This window comes from Paenibacillus sp. J2R1T-4 (assembly GCF_059692235.1).
This window is the reverse complement of sequence record NZ_JCAUBA010000017.1, coordinates 1-20,550: the sequence shown is the minus strand read 5'-3', so window position 1 is coordinate 20,550 and position 20,550 is coordinate 1. Positions and strand designations below refer to the sequence as shown.

Genomic DNA, 20,550 nt, shown 5'->3' with positions numbered 1-20,550 from the left:
AATGAATTGCATTGTCGGAATCACCCTTTTAGAGATCCGATCATAACGCCCTTTGCAAAATATTTTTGCAGAAAGGGATAGACGACGACGATTGGCGTAATCGCTGCGATAATTGTCGCAGCCTTGACCGATTGGTTCGTTACCTCGGACGTTATTTGAATATAAGTGCCCGAACTGGTCGTATCGATTTTGTCCTGCTGAAATATTTTTTGCACGAGCAGCTGCAGAACGAAGTCGTTTTTCTCCCGCAAATAGATCATCGCATCGAACCAGGCATTCCAATGATGGACGCCCGACCATAGCGCAATAACCGCAATAATGGGCATCGAGAGCGGGAAAATGATGCGGAATGCTACCTGTATCGGATTCGCGCCATCAATCAGTGCCGATTCCTCCAGCTCCTTGGGAAAGCTCATCAAAAAGTTGCGCGCCAGAATGATGTACCACGCATTGGCAAGCGTCGGCAAAATAAGCGCCCACATGGAATTTAGCAGGCCGAGCTTCTTGATGTTCAAATACGTAGGAATCAGACCGCCGCTGAAAAATATCGTGAACAATATGAACAACGTGATGATGTTGCGGTACGGCAAATCCTTGCGGGACAGCGAATGTGCCGCGCACATGGTGACCAGCACCGTAAGACCCGCCCCGGCAACCGTCCTGATAATCGTGTTGCCATACGCGATGTAGATGATATCGCTGCTGAACAATTGCTTATAGGACATCAAATTGAAGCCTTCCGCCCATAACCGCAGTCCCAGCTTGTCGACGTAGGCAGGAGCGGTCAAGGACAACATCAGCAGGTTCCAGAACGGATAAAGGAACAAGATGGACAGGACGATCATGAGACTGAAATTGAATATATCGAATGATTTGCCAGCCAGGCTGCTGCGTCTGAACGTATTCACGCGCCGTCCCTCCTCACCATATCCCGTATTCGTTGAAACGTTTGACGATATAGTTTGTCCCGATGACCAGCACAAGGGCAACGACGTTCTTAAACAAGCCGACTGCTGTCGAGAACCCATATTTTGTATCAATCAGACCGATGCGGTACACATACGTATCGATAACGTCCGCGACACTGTAGACGGCCGGATTGTACAGGTTGAAGATTTGGTCGAAGCCAGCGTTCATAACGCCTCCGACATTAAGAATGAACAACACGGTCATGACCGGAATTAGCGAAGGAAGCGTGATGTACCGCATCTGCTGAAACCTATTCGCCCCGTCGATTGTCGCTGATTCGTATTGATCCTGGTTAATGCCGGCGATTGCGGCCAAATAGATAATGCTTCCCCAGCCCACACTTTGCCACAAGTGGCTGACGACGAGTACCCCAACGAACATGTCCGGGTTCGCCAGAAAATGAATCGGCTTTCCACCGAACAGGGTGATGACAAAGTTGAGCGCTCCCCGCGATGGAGACAGCAGCTCGATCATGATGCCCGACAAAATGACCCAGGACATAAAATGAGGCAAATAGGAAATGGTTTGTACGATTTTCTTGAACCTGCCGTTCATCAATTCGTTAAAAAGCAAGGCAAGCAAAATCGGAGCGGGGAAGCCGAATACAATGTGCAGTCCGCTAATGACAAGCGTGTTGCGCAAAATACGCCAGAAAAAAAAGTCATTAAACAGCTGATTGAAATTTTCCATGCCGATCCATGGACTGCCAAGAATGCCATCGATAAAGCGGTAGTTCTTGAAAGCCATGATGACGCCGTACATTGGAACATAATTAAAGATCAGAAAACAGATGAGCGCCGGAGCCAGCATGAGATAATAAAATCCGTACTTTCGCCATCGGCCTCTCGACGCATTAGACGATAGGGGGACCGATAAGCCGACCGTTGCGTCACTCATACCGCTAGCCTCCTTTTCAAGGAATATGTCACTTCTATCCTTCTAACAAGTCAGGACAACGCATGGCATGGCGGAAACATCGCGAATCCGCGCTGGCTTCCGCCATGCGAGCCTATCCGATTATTTCTTATTCGCTTCGTCGTACAGCTTCTGGTAATTGTCCAGAATGGCCTGGCCGCCGGCGTCGAGGTACTTTTTCTTGAACGCGTCCCACTCCTTGTCGATGTCGAGCTTTCCAACGGTTGTGTTTGTTTCGAATTCAGTGACGATCGTAGTAACGGCTGTGCCGCTTTTCAGAACCGCATCGTTTATGGAGTTGATCGTGAAGTTGATGTCGTTGTATTTTTTCTGGCTGCTCATCGCTACGTCATAAGCAGGAGCATCCATTTTTAGCACGTTGTTCTTTTTGTAGAATTCCCAGTTATCCGGACGCAGGGCGAAATATTGGCCAATGCCTTCCTGCGTGATTTTGTCGATCGATAAATAATCCGGGGCAACTTGGATGACACCGTCTTTGTCCAACGTATAGCCCTTGCCTTCTTCGCCGAAGAAGGAGCGGATATAGAAGCTATCGTTCGCAGACATATAGTTCTTGATCGCCATAATGCGTTCCATCTTCTCATCGCTTGTTTTGCTGCCGAAGAAGAAGCCCCGCTGCATAGCCGGATAGACGCTGCCTCCCGCTCCCTTATCACCGGTCGGTCCCGCAAACGGTTTCATAAATTCGATCTTGGCATTCGGGTTTTTGTCTACCAGCATCTTGGTCACATTGCCTGCTGTTGTCGACGCATACCACCATGGATGATCGGCGAGCACGCCGAATTTGCCGTCCGCCCACTTCGCACGCTGCTGCGGACGCTGATCCGTAATCGATTCGGGATCGATCAAGCCTTCCTTATACCACGCCTGCAACGTTTTCAAATATTGCTTATAGCTATCGGACATCACGCTGGAGAATACTTTGCCGCTGCTGTCTGCATAAAATGCGTTGCCGGACCCGAGACCGAACGCACCGCGCAAATACAGCTGGAGGCCATGTCCTCCGAACGTATCTCTTTTACCGTTTTTGTCCGGATCGTCGAACGTGAAGCGCTTCAATAGTTCGTGGTATTCCTCGAGCGTCTCCGGTAATTTGGAAATGCCGACATTGGCCATCCAGTCCTTGCGGACGCCCATGACCCAAGGCTGCAGCGAAGCGTAATTGATGAATGGCACCGCATACAGCTTTCCTTTGAACTTCATCGTGGATGCGACGATTTTGGGATCGACCATGCTCTCGATGCTCTTCATCCATTCCGGCATGAGCTTGCGCAATTTATCCTCTGGCACTTCCCGCACCAATCCTTGCTCCATCAAGAAAATGGAATCGACGTTGATTCGGATATGATCTGCGGTTTTTCCATCGGCGAAATACAGATTGACCTGCTCTTTGTTGTGAACGTCGAGCGGCACCATCGTAAGCGTCACATTGAACTTTTCTTCGATGAGCTTTTTTACCGGGTTATTGACCGCGTCGTTGATTTTGCCGATCTGATTATGACCGATCCATGAGATGTCCAGATGTTTGGAATACGGTCCCGTTGAGATTGGTGCCATAGTGCTGGCCTTCGATCCGCCATCTTCTTGGCCGCCGCTGCAGCCGCTGAGAATCGTTGCCGCTATCGAAACACTCGCCATCCATTTTCCCGTTCTCTGCCAAGCTTCCCCCTTGCGCTGCTTCAAACGAATCACTCCTTGTCGTTATTGTGTCTTGCTGCCTCAGCATAAATGGATCGCCACCCCTATGAAATGCCCAGATCATGACATGAATCACCCATTAGATGACAATGTCATCAAAACGTAATGTCGAGGAAGCACCTACACGAAGACAGATTCAGAAAAACAAGGAGGACAGCGGCCGCTGTCCCCGTTATTAGGCGCGATTGCCCGGTTGTCAATCATGCTGTTTGCGGAACTCGCCGGGCGTTATGCCTGTCATATCCTTGAAGAGCTTGATAAAATGATTCACCTTGGCATAACCAAGCTGCTCGCTAATATCCTGCACCTTCAATTCAGTATGCAGCAGCAGCTCCTTGCTCCGGCTGACACGTGTTTGAATCACATAATCAGTGAACGTGACGCCAGTATATTCCTTAAAGATGCGGCTCAGATAGGCCGGATTCAAGTTCAACTTATCCGCGATAGACGTAAGCGAAACGGTACCGACGGGCTCGGATACGATCAGCCGCTTGGCATGCTCGACGTGCGAATTTTTCTTCTCTTGGAAAGCCTGGCCGATATACATCGCCGTGGAGCTAATTAAACCTTCGAACCAAACGGTCATGCTTCGCCATTCGTCCTTTTGTAAAAATACGGCCAACAGGTGAGAACGTTCGCCCGGCACGATTTCCTTCATATCGAGATGTAAATCGCGGACGGTTTCAATCAATTTGACAAGCAGCAGCAAGAACGTTTGCTGAACCTGCGGGAAGGCGACCTTCTCCGCCTTGGACCGCATATCCCGCACCATCTCTGCAAACACCGCGAGCGCCTGGTCCTTATCGCCGTTCTTGAGACAGACGATTAGCGTCGTTTCCATATCCTTCGGGTACGGAAGCGGATCGTGCGCATGCAGCCTGACATCTTCGATATATACGACGTCGCCGTCCGCCGTCATCCCGCGGTACTGCAGCGCTTCTTCAGCCTCTTGATAGGCCTGGGGCAGATCTCCGATCGTCTTGCAGAACGTGCCTATGCCGATCGAACAATTCATTTCGTGATTCTCGTAGATCGTATCTCTTATGGTTTCGGCGATAGAGAATGCGGAAGACATCTCATGGTCCGCGCAATTGACCAGCACCAGATATACATCGTCTTCGATCTCTAGTACCCAATGCGTCTGCCCCTCGTCGACCGCCGAAGCTATCGAATCGATAACCAGCAGTTGTTCGATTTGCTCGCTCTCGATGCTCGCGCCAGACCGTCCGCCATTATCGACGGATACTAGAATCGGCACGATGCCATAGGTCTTTAAGCCGATCCCCAAATAATCTAAGCGTTCCTCGACGGCTTTCGTTGGCATCGCATGCTTCTTGATTAGAGAACGCACGAACTTCTCCTGATATGCGGGCAAGCTTTCCCGTAGACGGAGCTGCAATTGCTTCCCCGCAGCGTATGCATCCGCGAGCCCATCGCTGATTATGCGGAATTCGCCCTGCGGCCGTCCTCCCTTCAGTCCGCTGCTTCCTCCTGGAATGCCGTCTTTCACGAATTGAAGCAAATGATTGACGGGTCTGTAAATGCGACGACTCGTCACGACAACCAGGATCGCTGTCGCGAGGGTCAACAGAATGGAGACGATATAGAATAAATTGCGTATATTGGAGACGTTGCTGTACAGCGTCTGCATGTTCGTTACGTTGGCGATGTCCCAGCCGAGCACTTCGGAGCTCCGCCAAGAGACGAGTTGCCGGTCCGTCACAACTTTATGCGACTTGCGGCCTCCGATTTCCGCTGCTTCATTGGCTGAGATAATCGATTGTACGAAAGCGATGCCTTCCGCTTTAGAGGCGTCATTATCGTAAAGCAGCGGCTCCCCTTCTCGGGAAAACACCATCACCGATGTCCCGTGCTCGACGCCAAGCCTGCTGATGAGGTTCGTGTAGAAGGCTTCCGCATCCAGATTGATGACGATCGTATAGTTCGACGCCAGCGGCCGATATACAACCGGGACTACTCGCTTGATCTTACCGTCTTCCAGCATCGCGCCGCGAACGTTCATGATGAGCGGGTAGCCAAGCGAGGAGGGCTTCAAATTATTGTCCCACCCCGCGTCATAGAATTTATCGATTTCATACTGCAAATATCCGGAAGTGAGGACGATCCCCCGGGACGGATTGATATAATATACGGAGCAAATGAACTCGTTCAGCTTCAGCAAATCATTCATGCTGCGGAGCACTTTGGCCTTGCTAACCATGTAGTCAAGCAGCAGTTCCCTGTTCGTTGACGTATGCCAGCCGCTGATCTCATCGAAATAGTTGCCGAGTGGGAACATATCGAATTCGGTTAACGTGTTGTTCGTGACGAACTGGCGGAACCCGTTGCCGATTTGCTTGACGACCAATTCCATGGCGTTCACCGTCTGATTCAAATACAGTTCATTGGCTTGCTCGATATCGTGACGCATTGAATTTTGAACATTATGGTAAAAGAAAAAGCCGAGAACTCCGATCGGTACGAGACTAATCAGCAGCGTAAATGTAACGAGCCGCATTAAAAAATGCTTATGTTTTGTAAACGCCCTTACCCTGTGAATCATGAAAACTCCTCCTTGGATAAAAGTGTTGCCGACACCCACTAAATGTAAGCGTTTTCTTTTTTATCGGAAACCTCACGACATTATTATTATAGCCGTTAAGCCTCACTTGAAGGAATGCTGTCTTCATGACATTTGTGTCCGAAATGATGACATAAACAGCTTGCCGTCTAGAACCCGCTCATATCCCGCCACAAGTGGTCAAACCTTGCACTGTACTTGCTTGCATTGCTCTTGGATGCTCTCCCCCATTGTATCATGACTGAAGAAGCCGTGCAGGTGGTACACGTTTTGCATCCCAGCAGGGAACGCGGCAAAATCAGGTCTTATTTTCAAAAAAAGTAGTAGGCTTCTCCCCCCGTGACTATGCCAAAAAACACAGGGCAGAACCTGGCCAGTGATGAACGTAACCTAATTTGACATCATTTCGGACAAGTAGTAAGCTTGCTTTGGTCAAACCGTTATGCTTGCTCGAGGTGATGAGAGATGGATAATCAATACATTCACAAATATAATCCTTACCTGTACATATGGGGAGCGCAATGGATCATAGGTGCGCTCCTGATTTACATTTGGAACTTGGAGCATAATCATATCGCTCTGACCATCACCGTATGGGCAGCAGCTCTGCTAACATTACTTGTGTTCGTGCTCGGCTTGAAGCAGCGATCGAAGCATGCATCCGAGCAGCGCAGCACTCCAAGCAGTTTGCCATCCCGAAGTAATCATCCGTTCACGTGGGTCTTTCCAATCTGCTACTTAATAGCGTCGGTAGGATTATTCATGCATGCCGCAGATCAAGGCTATTTCCTTTTTGATTTATTGCGCGCGCTTGTGCTTGGCTTCATCTACACGGTGCTTGGTGTCAGGCTTGGACGAGAACTCATTTACTTAGGAATATGGCTGCTCGCGCTTACTGCTGTTCTGACCATCTGGTACTTAGGCTTCGCGCCATTAGTGCTAATGTTCTTCGGAGGCTGGAGCTTAGTCGCCTGTGCTGTTATATTGCGATTCTGGAGCCGCACCGCCACAAACACAGTAATCTCCCGGACTTTCTCTAAGTAGGGACATCTAGTCGCTCAAATTACGGACATCGAGGATACTCCCTGAAGTGAAGCTAAGGTCGAACATAGCGCGCAGAAGCTTAGCAGCAGCATCGTCAGGTGACACCAACTGTCCCGAGTTCTTGAGCTCTATGAACCTGCCGAGATGTGTGAAATCCTCAGGATCTGTATCCCGAATCACTTGCTGCATTGGCGTATCGACAACGCCCGGTGCAATGGAGAGCACCCTGACCGGGTTCAGGTGCTTTTGCTGTTCGACCCCCACGCAGCGGGTGAACATATCAAGCCCGGCTTTGGAGCTGCAATAGCTGCTCCAGCCTTCGTAAGGGTTGCGTCCTGCACCAGAGGATATATTAAGCACGGCTTTGTCGCCTTCAACCGCTGTAGTATGTCTTATAAATGCGGACGTCAGCACCATAGGCGCGATTAAGTTCAATTGAACGTGCCGGGTTACGTCTTCCGCGCCGCAACGCTCAACTGGAGCGATTGGCTGTACTATGCCCGCATTATTAATCAGGTACACGGACTGATAATCAGCGAGGTCCTTATTCCGGAACACTTGCTCCATAAGGGGTTCCAGTCCTTCAGTTTGAACGAGATCCGAGCAGATCCATTCCAGTTCACTTCCTGACAGTGTCGCTGCCGCTTCCATCAATGCTTTGTTCTCCGTCCGTGATATCGCCACAATGCGGGTCATAGTTTGTCCGATCAGATTACGTACGATTGCTTCTCCCAGCCCTTGTGAGGCACCTGTAACAATAATTAGTTTCAATGGAATGAACTCCTTTCATCTTTCAACACATATTAGAGGTGATCTTTGTGAAGCGCACTATAATTACTCTTCTATCCGGTACCCTTCTTGTATCGCTTGTCCTATCTGGCTGCGGAAGCAAATCCGATTCTGATGCAGAAAAAGGAAAGCCTGAGCTTCTGAACCAAGCTTCTGCTGACATCCAGACTGTATATAAGAAAAACTGTCTCTCCTGTCATGGCGGCGGCTTAGAGGGACGAATCGGTCCTAAAACCGATCTCACTCAAATCGGAGGGCGCTTGACGGCTGAACAGATCGACAATCAAATCCGCAAGGGCGGAAACGGGATGCCGGCTTATCAGGATAAATTGACCCCCGATCAGATCAAGTCCCTTACAGACTGGCTGTCAGGCTTGAAGTAATGCACCAAAAAGTAACAAGCGAAGGAGGCTTACTCCTTCGCTTGTTCGGCTACAGCGAACGCTGCCGCCGTAGTCTCCGTATGGGTGATCGTAAGATGCAGCAGCACTTCAGTGGCAGAGAAGCCCAGTCGCTCCCATGCCGATTCGGACACCCTGCATACAGGCTTCCCTAGCTCATCAGGTATGATCCGCATGTCCTGTAGCCCCAACTTGCGGCCAATCCCGCAGCCGAGCGCCTTTGCCACGGCTTCTTTGGCCGCGAATCGTCCAGCGACATACTCCGCTAACCGCCCCTTGCGGGAAGCGGCCAGCTTCCGCTCCTCCGGTGTGAGGACCCGCTCCACAAACCGTTCGCCGTGCGGCTGCTCCAGAATACTCCGTATTCTTGATATCTCCGTTAAATCCGTCCCGATCCCTATTATCATCTTGGATTAAATTCCCGGGATAGGAATGCGTTTATGTTCCGTGCGAATGTACTGACGCTCCAGCTTTTCCTTCGCTTCGGGTCCGATTTCCTTACCTTCCAGATAGTCACTGTTATCATCATACGTAATGCCCAGCTCAGCTTCATCCGTCTGACCTTCCCATAGTCCGGCTGTAGGTGCTTTGTCCAGGACGCTCTGCGGAACACCCAGCTCACTGGCAAGCTGACGAACCTGACGTTTGTTCAATGTGCTAAGCGGTGTTACATCAACAGCACCGTCTCCGTACTTGGTGAAGAAGCCTGTGATCGCCTCAGAAGCATGGTCGGTACCCACTACGATTAGTTTCAAGTCAAAAGCCAGAGAATATTGCACCACCATCCGAGTTCGCGCCTTAATGTTACCTTTGTTCTCACGGCTGATGTGTCGATGAATCCCGAGGTTCTTGAAGCCATACTCCACTTCCAATGCTATCTCATCAACAGACTGCTCGATATTAGTCTCCACTTTGTGTGTGAGCTGAAAAGCTTCAGCAACAGCATAGCTGTGTGCAATATCCGACTGTTCACCGTATGGCTGAAAAACACCAAGGGTAATGTACTCACGTCCCGTTTCCTTAGTCAATTCATCCGTAGCCAGCTTGCATAAGCCTGCTGCAACAGCGCTATCCACGCCTCCGCTAATCGCAATAAGCAATCCGCTCATATTGGCTTGCAGTACGAATTGCTTCAAGAAATCAACGCGTTTGCGAATCTCTTCCTTCGGATCGATCTGTGGCTTAACGCCTAACTTCACAATGATTTCCTGCTGCAAACTCATGGTTTCATCTCCCTTTCCGTACTATTTATCTACATCCAGTATAGACTACCCGTAGTATTTTTCAAGCAATGAGCATATCAAGTAACTTATTATTTTCTGATCCGCTCTCCCTAGGAGATTATATTGGAAAGAAAACGCATCTTCGTCAACTTTTCGTGTTATGTATCCTGACATCAATCTCTCGACAATTTTCATCAATCTGTAATCTATGACTCTTGCATCAATACTTAACCTGCTATAGATGCTAATATAAAGCTGGAGGTGGAGCAGATGCGTATTTTATTACAGCTTACAATAGAGATCATTAGAATTATTGCTATATATTTCATTGGAAGCTGGCTATTATGGACCGCTGAGCAGAAGCTCTATGGCGCTGAACTCGCGCTTGATCATGTCCTGATTTTATTCCTGGCTAACTTTATTCTGATCTTCGTCATATACAGGAACTTGTTCCAACGGAAAGGCTGGTACACGAGTGATAAGACTAACAGACTCTCCAGACCTCTAACTTTGATATTACTAGGGGTTACTCTGCTTTTGCTTATTTCCGTTCCTATTGTTTGATAAGAAAAACCTGACGCTCCGATTGCTGATATGTTTGGGTTCCCTTTATTATATTTTTAGAGGTAGGAACCCCACCACCAAAGGCAACCACTTCGTTTCTCCGCTCCACCTTCCTGTCCTTTCTGTTCGACTATTGTTAAGCAAACTTTGTCAACAGTAAAGGAAATGAACTACATAGGTTCTATGGAGATCTGATAGCCAGTGATAGTACAGGTTATTAGGGCGGAAAAGACGGCTCTTTCTGGGATAGCAAGTTTTAACACTGGTTATTGGCCTGGTTTTGGGGAAAATCGGTTCACAATATGATAATAGGGGATAGCCAGGTTGGCTAAATAGTGCCTGAGTAATGAAATGGCCCAAATAGACAGTAGTAACATGGCTTATGTGCAAGCGGCGTACCTCTATAATCCAAACTAACCGCGAAAAGAAGAAGTGATTGGACAAAAGAAAAACATCCCCGCCTGTTCATTCAGCAGAGCCGATAGAACGTTAGGGGATGCACATATAAATTATCTGAATCGCTAGAGCTATCCAAGACACTTGCCGCCCAAGCTGTACCTATTATCCATGCGTCGTCCAATCCAGAATTACCCCAAGCGCGCCTTCGTTCTTGTTTAATAACAATTGATAACCTCGCTCGGCCTGATCAGCAGGAAGAATGTGAGTGATTAGCGGATTAATGATCAAGCTCCCATTCGAAATGAGCTTAAGTACATAACGCAGCAATTGTGCAGTAGATGGAAGTCCATCAACTCCTTTGATACTGCCATGCGCTCCGATCAGGGAGACAGCCTTCTTATGAATATGGCGGTATATATCAATCTCAGCCGTTCCCCGCGGCGAGCCTAGCAGGATGACCTGACCGTGACTGCGCACCGCTTCAAGCGCCGTATTCACAAGTGCCGGACTTCCTGTCGCCTCTACTACAATGTCAGGCTCTACCCCGCCAGTCAACTCCTTGATCGCTGCGCTTACATCTGTAAGTTCTCCAGAGAGAATTGTGCTTGTGACATTGGTTGTTTTGGCAATCGATAACCTCTCTTCATCTACATCAAAACCAATTGTGTGAGCTCCCTGCAGAGCATAGAGCTGAGCCGCCAAGTTGCCGATCAGTCCCATGCCGATAATGGCCACATGGTTACCTGCTCTGAACCTGGATTGAATCAGCGCACTGGATGAAATCTCCGCCAATCGCGCGAACAGGGCATGCTTGGGATCTACATGATCGGGCAAGGGCACAATATAGTCATCTGAATAATAGATGACATCGTAACTTGCATGATGACCTAGCGCCAATACCTTTTGACCAACTTGTACCTGATTAATCTTGTCCCCGATAGCGATCACTTCACCCACTGAAGCGTACCCGGGATAGAACGGGAATTTAGCCCACCGGTTGCTTGGATTGTTCAGGTCAATATGTGTACCCGTATAGAAAGCCAGCTCCGTACCCGGGCTGATCAAGCTGTACTCCGTGCGTATCAGGATATGGCCTTCAGGGATATCAGATGGCGTCCACTCTGTCGCTTCATACTCACAACTGTAAGCTTGCTTGATGACAACTTTGCGCCCCTTCAATCCCAAGCCTCCTGCAGCATAGCTCATGCTCAACCGCTCCCTTCTTTTACATTGCCACTAGACAACTTCAAATACTGAACTAGATGAAACGCCTGTAGCGGTGTCTTTTACAACCATGGTCCATTTGCCAACCCGTTCATTGAAAGGTATCGATAAGCTCAGCTCCGTGCTGTTCGTTATAACGCTTTTATTCTCGGAATAGATCCACTCGTGTTTCCCTGCAGGATTGTACACATTGATGGAGAGGACATGCTGATACTCGTCTTCCGGCTTTTCACATTGTATCTGGATGGCGGCCTTGAGAATACTTCCTCGTCTTGCCACTGGCGGCACCTCTACACGAATACTTTCCACGCGATAGGGAAGCACGGCGAACAATTGGGATTCCCCATATGGAAATTCATAGACTACATGATTCGTATAACCTAAGTAGCTCTTCTCACGTATATTGTACACATGTCCTTGACGGTTGAACTCAATAGTAAGCTCATCCGTCCGATCCGCCTCGGACCTTCCCCCGCCAACGGACAGCCCATCATGCCCTGTGGAGCGGGTATCAAGCTTGCTCTGCACGCAAACATACTGTGCGCCGCAGTCCGTATAAAGAATGGTTTCATACCCGCACTCGATGGCGGCCCCGCTGCTGTTCCTGATCACGGCTGGTTTCTCAACCCCGCTCAATTGCACAATATGCTTGATCAGCTCACGCAGGGCAAATCCGCCTCCGCCACGTCGCAGCAATGGATACTGATCAATCGCGAGATTCAGATAAACACCTTTTCCCAGGCCGGACTCCTTTACTACTACAGAAGCAACGGTTCCCATGAAATCATTGAAGTAAGCAGCTTGCCCATCTTTTACCCGGGTTCCGATTTCCGCCATGATCAGGCCGGACTCCTCATCCTCCCGCCCCGGAATATGAGCCAAGTTAAAATGGAAGTAAGGGAACTCTGTATTGGTTCTGAACCCTTTATTAATATAAAACGGTCTGGCTTGCGTGCTTAACCTCTCTATACCAAACAGTTCATCCAGCTTCCCATTATCGGAGAGGACACAGTGTTCATTCATTATCCCAGTCTGCAAATCCCCCACCACAATGCCGCCTTGTTCCGCAAAATGTTCGATCTGCTCCGCTTCCTCGTCAGTAAGTGCAATGGAATATGGAAGAATTAGCAGCTTGAACCCTTTACTAACCAACTCACCGGATTCGATTTGTTGGGAGGCGACGAAATTGTACTGATAGCCCAAATCTTCCAGAATATCAATCCATCCTTGACGATTCGTTTCGAAACGAGGCGCATCATTATGGATGTGCGTGCCATGGATGGAATGCATGGAATAATGAACCGCGATACCGAGAGAATCCCTCGCAGCACTATGCAGCAGCAGTTTCCCGATTCCCTCTCTTCGAATTTCCAGAAAAGCTTGGCTCATGTCTCGAGCGCTGCGGCTGAATGTGAAATCCGGATTCAAACAACTGTATTCCCAAAATATACTGATCAAGGTGAGATTATGGAACAACGCATTCCAAATGCTGTTCCGTACACGAACGCCGTCCGCCCCATATCCGAACCATCCGCCAATTATCGTATTTGGTCTTGCAAAAGACCGATGATACTCGAATTGATTCCCGACTCCATAAGCTTCGAAATACCCGACATGCTGATGGAGCTCGTAATAGTCATAACCCGAGTATGCGGTGGAAGCTTGGCAGCCGGACATCCGGATAACTCCATTCTGGTCAGCTTCGCGTATGATGGAACCAATCCTCCGATACGCCTCCGTAAAAGTAAGCTCCATGAACCGTCTGTGATCCCCCCAAGAGGCATACTCCCCGGCGTCCTGCGCTTCCAGCAGAGTATACGGAACGACTAGATCCCAGGACTGGAAGTGAGTTCCCCAAATCTGATTCAGATGATCCAGACTTAAATATTCGGACTGCAGCCACTTTTGCATTTCTAACATGCAGTACGGGCAGAAGCATAAATCCAGCTCATCCACGTAACAAGTGATGGAGCCTTCATCATTGGCAAAATAGGACACCGGTCCGTATTTCTTGTATTTGTTGATCGTCCTCGTAATCCCTGTCTGCAGCTCACTCCATAAAGCTGGATCGTTGAGACAAGGAGTGCGGTGCAGATAAGACTTGTCTCTGGTCCGTAGAAATTTCTCTTTCCGCTCCACATACGGCCCTCTGTGATACCAGTACACGCCGAGCCCTTTGGCCCCTGACATGGTGAGTGTCTTCTGGCTGCCGGGAAACAAGCCGGTAATACCCATATCGCGGAACAGCTCGCCTACAAGCGGTAACCATTCGCCATGGCCTCTATTCTGCGGACACATGAACACTTCAAAATCGTCCAACGTGCGATCCTGGGGAGTAACCACTTTGCGCGGAGACTCTAGTCTTTGTACAAGAACTCCGTCAACGAAAAGCTCCGCCCGGATCCGGATGTACATCGATTTGACGGATTGTACGGTATATTCGAATAGCAGCTCTTGCCCGGAGGTGAACGAATAAGAGTTCTCGGCTAGGACTCTATCAAAATCATCAACGACACAAATCATACAATTCCCTGGGGCGCCCTTCACTCGGAATGATGCAGCTAGAAGGTCCTCCTCCTCTACTACTTCCGCTCCGAAATCGGCCGCTATGATCTCTGCAGATAAGGGGTACTGAACGGCAGCGGTTCCCCAGTCCAACAGCCGCTCCCCTTCCATTAGGTTGACTTCGATTCGATAGGAGCCTCCGGCTTGAAGAGACGAAGGCAGCTCGAATGACATTTCGGGTGCAATGCCTTCGCAGACAATCGAATCAACCCTGTTTCGGATGGTGTATTGAATGGTCAGGCCAGAATCAGATGCAGTGTTCGTTGAAGCAGGCTGTATGCTTACACGTTCATTCTGAACCGTAATCGATTGTATCCGACGATCAGGCACTCTGTTCGCGGTCCAGATGACGCTCCGATAGATTAGCTCATAAAAATATTCCAGATAGGCAAATGACTCTTTATCTCTCGCTCCGTCCCAGTTCTCGATAATGGCATCGAAGGTCGATTCTTTTCCAGTAAACGCACTATGTTGAGGTAAGATATCACGCGGAAAATAACCAAAAGCAGCCACTCTGCCTTTACCGAACTCGTTCACCGCAGCGATTGGCCCACCGGACTCCCCCCGAAGAATGGTCTCGCCCTTGGCCTTATAAGGGTAGAAGGCGAGCTCATCGAAAGGAAACAGCTCAAAGGGAATGCCGTCGGTAATATAGTGGCTGTCCGCCACCCATTTCTCTTGGATCAGTTGCTCAAAAGCGACCCTGGGATATCCGCCACCTGCATTAGCATCATCTCCGAAGCCTTCCTCGAACTGATTGACTAGAGGAGATAAGCTCTCCAGCTCTTCCGATCGCTCCTTCTGAGCGCCATGAAACGGTTTGATCAGCACGAGGCCGGCGCCTTCACGCACTCTTCGCATGATCGCCTTACGGGTTGCTGCCGAGAAATGGGCCCAACCGTTAACACCAGGAATAACCATAACGTCATAATGCTCATCTGACGTCAGAACTTTTTCCAGATTCGCATGAATCACACGGAAATCATCTATTGCGGCTCTTATATCGTAATAATCTCCGATCCCCCATTTATTCAAATCCCAAGCGCGGTCATAAGTAACCGTTTCATAGTTCAGGCCTGTTCTCTGGATGAATTCGACGATTTCTCGACCATAACGCACACTTGGCATGAAGAATACTTTCAGATTAGAATCAATGTACGATTTCAACTTCAGCGGATGATCCGTCTCGATAGCGGTTGAATAGTCAATATCAAATGTTTTGGTGTTCACAACTTCTTCCTCCGATTCAATAAGATTAACTCGCTCCTCGAATTTTAGTTTAGCTTATTCAGATAGCTAATAAATTGCGGGAGTGCGATCTCTGGTTCTTCGATCGAGGGGTGCCACTTCTTTTCCCATTCGAATGAAATCCAACCCTGGTAATTATGCTCCTGTAGAATCGTCAAACATTCCTTGATCGGAACATCGCCATGACCGGCAAGCTTGATCTGCTCATTCGCCCCTCTGCCTCTCGTATCTTTTATATGGGTATGCTTGATATGCGGTCCGAGCATTTCAAATGTATGGCTCATCGATTCCCCGTCGCCGTATTTGTACGGATTATTGATGTCCCACAACACTCCGAACGCCTCACTTTCCACAAGCCTTACAACCTCCGCAACCACATTGGATGGAGAGAAGTCACCATGCGTCTCAAGCAGCACGGTTATATTCTTCCCTTCGGCGTAACGGCAGAGCACCTGCAGGCCTTGCGCAACTTGAGCAATGGTCTCTTCTTTGCGTTCGCGGTCAGGGATAGCATCACCAAATACACGTATATAGGGAACCTCCATCTTGTGCGCCAAATCTATAGTTGCCCTTCCTTCCGCTATGGCTGCGTCCAATCTGGCTGGATCGTGGAACATACATGAAGTGTCGAAACAGCAAATACGGAGTCCTCTAGCCTGCAGATCATTCTTCGTCTTTTCTATCTCGGTATCGAGGAAAGGCTTCATGTTCGGTGCAAACATTTCTCCCTGCAACCCGCGAATCTCGACCCCGTCGTAACCCAATCTGGAAGCCTCGTCCAATATGTGATCCCATGACCATTCGGGACAGCCTAATGTAGTAAAAGCTGTTTTCATCTGCATCTCTCCTCTTCTGTTCGTATTTACTTCTACTATATAGCGGCTAAGACCAATAGAGTATCGTCGCCATTCTGGCTTTTTACTCATATATTTGGATATCCAGAAATAAGTGAAGAACATGAAAAAGAGGCCACTCGGACAATGCCGGCGACCACTTGTATGCAATTCATCTTCAAAATCACTCATACTTCTCTTTATACTGTGCGAAGGATTGAAGGTGAATCTTCTTTGCTCTTTCCTGCGTCAGTTCCTTTACATCCGGGATGTCCTCAGCATCGATGTAGTCGGCAAGAACGTCAATTACGTCATCGAACAGCTTCGCTCTGAAGTAAAGCTCAACACGAGCGAGTGTCTCTCCATCGGTTAGCTTCTCAAGCAACTTCTTCCATCTCGCCCATTCTCCAGTGCTATACAATGGCCATAACAAGACGGAGTAATCCATGGCTGCATCCCCGTTGGCCGACAAATTATCCCAGTCAATAATCCAGAATTGTTCGTTGCTCTGAGGTTCGACAAGCACGTTCTGCCAGTTCAGATCATTATGCACCACACCCGCGGCAAAGCTCTGGAAGGCAGGATGCTGACTTACCAGCTCTTTGAGCAGTTGGATCTCTGAGCCAAACCAAGTCATGGTTTCATCCAATACGAAGGATCGAATCACTTCCCGATGTGCTTGGATGACCTCCAAATCTTCTTCAAATCGAGTAATATATTCGGCGGCGAATGCATCCTTGTACGTTCTTTGCTCACGGCCCTGTGTTAACAGCTTCTCTAGCACGTTGTCCTTGTGCAGCCGGCAAATTACTGCTAATACTTGCTCTGTAATGACATCAACGGCAGCAGCAGTTCCGAGAGGTCCCGCATTTAGAAATTCGAAGACTAGCCCGTAAGGATAACCGGGAATGATCTCCTTATTGATCTCCATTATGAGGCTGGGCGCATGATAATAGGCGGACATATGTGCGTGAATACTGGCCCACTGCTTCAGGAGTGAAGCCCTGCGAACCGGCGATAGCTTGACATGTCTCTTCGTCACCCCATCGAACAGACAGTAGGACTGATTCACGAAGCCCCCTGGGTTCCAAATATAACTTACAGTAATCTCTGCAACATCGAGTCCGAGTTCCTCAGCGTGCTCCCGCGCCCATTGTTGTACATGTTGTTCTGCTAAGGCTATATCCATATTCTCACCCCGTATGTATACATAATGTTCTTGTTGACCTGATTAGTTGCGTTGAGCTTCTGCTTTAGCGGATCGCGACGCTGCGGCCAGGCTGCTGTAGCGTGGATTTTCCGCTTTAGAGCTTCGCGAAATCGCATAGAAGGTACTTCTGTTGCTCGGATCGGAATCGGCTGGCCGCGCTTCATTCGATGACCGTCAAATTGAACGCGTTCAAGGCCTAATGGATAAAGGAGCATTCGATACTCCTAATATAAGTGATATCTATAAGATGCCACAAACACGGATTCACATCATACATACGATGGAACTGACCGTCAATTCGGTGCCCGAGGTACCCCCCTGCTAGATCCGCTCATCCAAGCGGAAGATGTCCGAATGGCAATCAATACAACAATCCATTCACCCACTGCCCCCGCACTTATGGCTAGGGCGCCGATCTGCCCGTTCCATCCCGGAACCGTCGCAACTCCGACCAACAGAGTAAGCACAGTAATGGCCGTGTTTATCGGAATCGAGCGGAACATCGCTTTCGCCTGTCCCCGGCCCATTAGAATTCCGTTGCAGAAATCAAGCCATGGATTGATGAGCGCAAGCACGATAAAAATCCGCAGATTATCGAGCACCGGTTCGCGTAACGCATCACTGAGCCCCATGACGGTGCGGAAAAACCATTCTCCGACCGGAGTTAAGATCAGTATGGCGATAAGCAGCGCCGGAACGAAATTCAGCGGAGCAACGAAGCGCAGCACACTACGTTTGTCGATATTGTAAAAATTAATCGCGATTTGATGCATGTAGTTGAAAAAGCCAATCAGCATATATGTAACGCCTATCGCTACCGCATAGGAAGCGACTGACAGTTTGTTCGCGCTTGTATTGCCAAGGAAGGCGATGATGATCGGGCTGATCGTCACTTGAATGAGGCAAGAGAACAACAAGGGAGAATAGGCGGCAAACAATTTCCGCTGTCCCACGTGTTCTGTTTCGCCGCTCTTGGGCGGTAGTTGACGATATACCTTTATTCCTCGCCAAGCCGTGATCAATGTCTCAATGGCAAAGCCAGCTAAAAATATGGCGCCCCCCACCCAGATCCGATCGACCCAACCGGTCTTAATGAACGAAACGGAAAGCAAGCAGACCAAGAACAACCGGAACAGCATGCTGACACTAATCCATTTGGTCTGCAGATGATTGATTAACACCCCTTGAAACAGGCTTCTGATCCCCATTAGAATTGTAACGAACAGGAGAATCGAATAGTTCGCAAGAGCGGGCTGGAACAACGATTCCTTGGCGTTGAACAGTTTGTGCATCAGCCAGGCACCGATCGGTGAAAATGCAATTATTAAGGTGATGGCAAAAAAGACAGCCGTTAAAAGAGCGGTAAATATCGTCATCGCGTGAAATGCCGCTCGGTCTTTCACGAGAGTTGCACATACGGGACGCAGTCGGTCAAGCGGATTCATGCTGATGGCAAGCAGGCTTAGCGCGATCGCATAGCCTGCGATCAGCGTCTCGGATTGCTCCGCTCTCGCAAATGTACTGTCAATGAAAACATTAGTGACGGAAACGAGGCAAGCAGCAATTCCCAATGGGACGTAAAACAACGCAAGTTTGCGAATGCTCAAAGTGTCTGACGGGTTCAAGATCCGATTCTCCTTCTCTATGTGACAGATGAGCCGTGAATACCCAATACACTAAAAAGCGAGAGTGCCTGTTTCCAGGGCCCTCGCTGTTCTACTGGACACCAGAACGATACCGAGACATATTTCTCTCTTATTCAGCGCCCACACCTATTTAATCTGGTTGGAGCGGAACGCTCCCCAGCTTAATGCCAACACATAGGATGCATTGGTTATTTGTATCAACGAATCGGAGATATGTATGTCAGTATCATTTTGTCTAATAATACATACCCTGTGACACAAAGATCCGTCAAACAAGGACATGAACCGGCAGCCCCCCACCCCTCCGATTTATGTCCAACTATCGTGAACCGCTCGTCTACTTCGTGTTGATATATCTGTCGTACGTTTTTTGATAAATTTTGACCATTTCCTCCAGACCCATTTTTTTCAGTTGGTTCAAATAATCGTCCCATTCTTTCTCGACATTTCCTTCCACAATCCACTTCGCATGCATTTTCGTCGCATAACTATTAATATCGCTGCGAATTTTACTCAGTTTGTCTTGATCCTCCAAGGTAAAATATACGCTCGGATAGATCTGTTTCGGCTGGAAAGGCTCGTACATTTTAAACTGATCCCGCTTCATAAGCGTGCCAGAACTCGGTTTCAATTTATTGACTGTATCGGATAACAGCGCATAGACGGAGCCGTCCCCAGGAGTATTCTTATGCCTGAATTCGGCAAATGATTTCTCGCCTTCCGGCAGCGGCATATTTTCATAAGTTCCATCGGCATTTTCTTTCATCACCTTGCCCACAGGACCATACAAAGATTCGAAGCTTTGCCCGGCTCCATATACATAATCAATCCACTGAATTGTTCGTTCCGGATGCTTGTTGGCCGACGTAATAGCGAATGACCCTTTGGAGTCGATTCCGGCAACGTTTTTGAGCCACATTTGTTTGCCGTTAGGCCCCTTCAGCGGAGCGATGGGAACGAACGGACTTTTGTTCTCGCCAAACACTTCGCTGTTTGACCACAGAACCGCCGCCCCAACTTGCTGGTTTTTGACTTTGGCAATATACACGCTAGCATTCTGCGTGAAGCTTTCTGGATCGATTAACCCTTCCTTATAGAGCTTGCTGAAGTACGCCACTCCCTCTTTATATTGCGGCAAGGACGGAACATAGAGTACTTTGTCGTTCTCGACAAAGAGATGATTGCCACTGTCGACGTAACCGAACGAGCCGTACATGGAG

At 48.8% G+C, this 20,550-nt stretch carries 17 protein-coding genes; 3 read left to right on the top strand and 14 right to left on the bottom strand.

Annotation, left to right across the window (positions count from 1 at the left end):
* Positions 1-20: 20 nt before the first annotated feature.
* The 4 genes from AC58QD_RS23790 to AC58QD_RS23775 all read right to left on the bottom strand — a co-directional run bounded on the left by AC58QD_RS23790 (position 21) and on the right by AC58QD_RS23775 (position 6,166).
* Positions 21-908 carry a carbohydrate ABC transporter permease gene (locus tag AC58QD_RS23790; RefSeq protein WP_497337506.1) on the bottom strand — a complete coding sequence of 296 codons (888 nt, stop codon included), beginning with the start codon at positions 906-908 and terminating at the stop codon, positions 21-23.
* A 13-nt stretch (positions 909-921) separates the two neighbouring features.
* Positions 922-1,866 (bottom strand): ABC transporter permease, encoded by a 945-nt coding sequence (locus AC58QD_RS23785; RefSeq protein ID WP_497337505.1) that lies wholly within the window; start codon positions 1,864-1,866, stop codon positions 922-924.
* 120 nt (positions 1,867-1,986) lie between these two features.
* Positions 1,987-3,588, bottom strand: a complete 1,602-nt coding sequence (locus AC58QD_RS23780) for a type 2 periplasmic-binding domain-containing protein (RefSeq protein ID WP_497337504.1) — start codon at positions 3,586-3,588, stop codon at positions 1,987-1,989.
* Between the two features lie 211 nt (positions 3,589-3,799).
* The gene (locus tag AC58QD_RS23775) at positions 3,800-6,166 is read right to left on the bottom strand and encodes a helix-turn-helix domain-containing protein (RefSeq protein ID WP_497337503.1); all 2,367 of its coding nucleotides are present in this window, start codon (positions 6,164-6,166) and stop codon (positions 3,800-3,802) included.
* A 483-nt stretch (positions 6,167-6,649) separates the two neighbouring features.
* Between AC58QD_RS23775 and AC58QD_RS23770 the strand changes: the two genes are divergently transcribed.
* Entirely contained in the window at positions 6,650-7,228 is a 579-nt protein-coding gene (locus AC58QD_RS23770) for a hypothetical protein (RefSeq protein ID WP_497337502.1), read from the top strand.
* A gap of 6 nt (positions 7,229-7,234) precedes the next feature.
* Here AC58QD_RS23770 and AC58QD_RS23765 read toward each other — a convergent pair whose 3' ends face one another.
* Positions 7,235-7,999: a (S)-benzoin forming benzil reductase gene (locus AC58QD_RS23765; protein ID WP_497337501.1), complete on the bottom strand. Its 765-nt coding sequence runs from the start codon at positions 7,997-7,999 to the stop codon at positions 7,235-7,237.
* A gap of 47 nt (positions 8,000-8,046) precedes the next feature.
* Here AC58QD_RS23765 and AC58QD_RS23760 point away from each other — a divergent pair, with 47 nt between their 5' ends.
* On the top strand, positions 8,047-8,400 hold the full coding sequence (locus tag AC58QD_RS23760) for a c-type cytochrome (protein ID WP_497337500.1): 354 nt from the start codon (positions 8,047-8,049) through the stop codon (positions 8,398-8,400).
* Between the two features lie 29 nt (positions 8,401-8,429).
* Here AC58QD_RS23760 and acpS read toward each other — a convergent pair whose 3' ends face one another.
* The gene (acpS, locus tag AC58QD_RS23755; protein ID WP_497337499.1) at positions 8,430-8,825 is read right to left on the bottom strand and encodes a holo-ACP synthase; all 396 of its coding nucleotides are present in this window, start codon (positions 8,823-8,825) and stop codon (positions 8,430-8,432) included.
* A gap of 6 nt (positions 8,826-8,831) precedes the next feature.
* Positions 8,832-9,641 carry an NAD(+) synthase gene (gene nadE / locus AC58QD_RS23750; protein WP_497337498.1) on the bottom strand — a complete coding sequence of 270 codons (810 nt, stop codon included), beginning with the start codon at positions 9,639-9,641 and terminating at the stop codon, positions 8,832-8,834.
* 270 nt (positions 9,642-9,911) lie between these two features.
* Between nadE and AC58QD_RS23745 the strand changes: the two genes are divergently transcribed.
* Entirely contained in the window at positions 9,912-10,205 is a 294-nt protein-coding gene (locus AC58QD_RS23745) for a hypothetical protein (protein ID WP_497337497.1), read from the top strand.
* A 561-nt stretch (positions 10,206-10,766) separates the two neighbouring features.
* On the opposite strand, the gene AC58QD_RS23740 is transcribed toward AC58QD_RS23745, so the two are convergent.
* From AC58QD_RS23740 to AC58QD_RS23710, 7 genes are all read right to left on the bottom strand, one after another.
* Complete coding sequence (locus AC58QD_RS23740) at positions 10,767-11,810, bottom strand: zinc-dependent alcohol dehydrogenase (protein WP_497337496.1); 1,044 nt, start codon at positions 11,808-11,810, stop codon at positions 10,767-10,769.
* Between the two features lie 30 nt (positions 11,811-11,840).
* A complete protein-coding gene (locus AC58QD_RS23735; RefSeq protein ID WP_497337494.1) occupies positions 11,841-15,623 on the bottom strand; it encodes a beta-galactosidase in 3,783 nt (1,260 codons plus the stop codon).
* 44 nt (positions 15,624-15,667) lie between these two features.
* The gene (locus AC58QD_RS23730) at positions 15,668-16,477 is read right to left on the bottom strand and encodes a sugar phosphate isomerase/epimerase family protein (RefSeq protein WP_497337493.1); all 810 of its coding nucleotides are present in this window, start codon (positions 16,475-16,477) and stop codon (positions 15,668-15,670) included.
* A 181-nt stretch (positions 16,478-16,658) separates the two neighbouring features.
* Positions 16,659-17,663: a phosphotransferase gene (locus tag AC58QD_RS23725; RefSeq protein WP_497337492.1), complete on the bottom strand. Its 1,005-nt coding sequence runs from the start codon at positions 17,661-17,663 to the stop codon at positions 16,659-16,661.
* Positions 17,654-17,899, bottom strand: coding sequence for a hypothetical protein (locus AC58QD_RS23720; RefSeq protein WP_497337491.1), 246 nt, complete (start codon positions 17,897-17,899; stop codon positions 17,654-17,656). Before AC58QD_RS23720 ends, AC58QD_RS23725 begins: the two co-directional genes overlap by 10 nt.
* 78 nt (positions 17,900-17,977) lie before the next feature.
* Entirely contained in the window at positions 17,978-19,309 is a 1,332-nt protein-coding gene (locus tag AC58QD_RS23715; RefSeq protein ID WP_497337490.1) for a multi antimicrobial extrusion protein MatE, read from the bottom strand.
* 358 nt (positions 19,310-19,667) lie between these two features.
* Positions 19,668-20,550, bottom strand: an 883-nt coding sequence (locus tag AC58QD_RS23710) for a type 2 periplasmic-binding domain-containing protein (RefSeq protein WP_497337489.1), incomplete at its 5' end; no start/stop codon positions are given.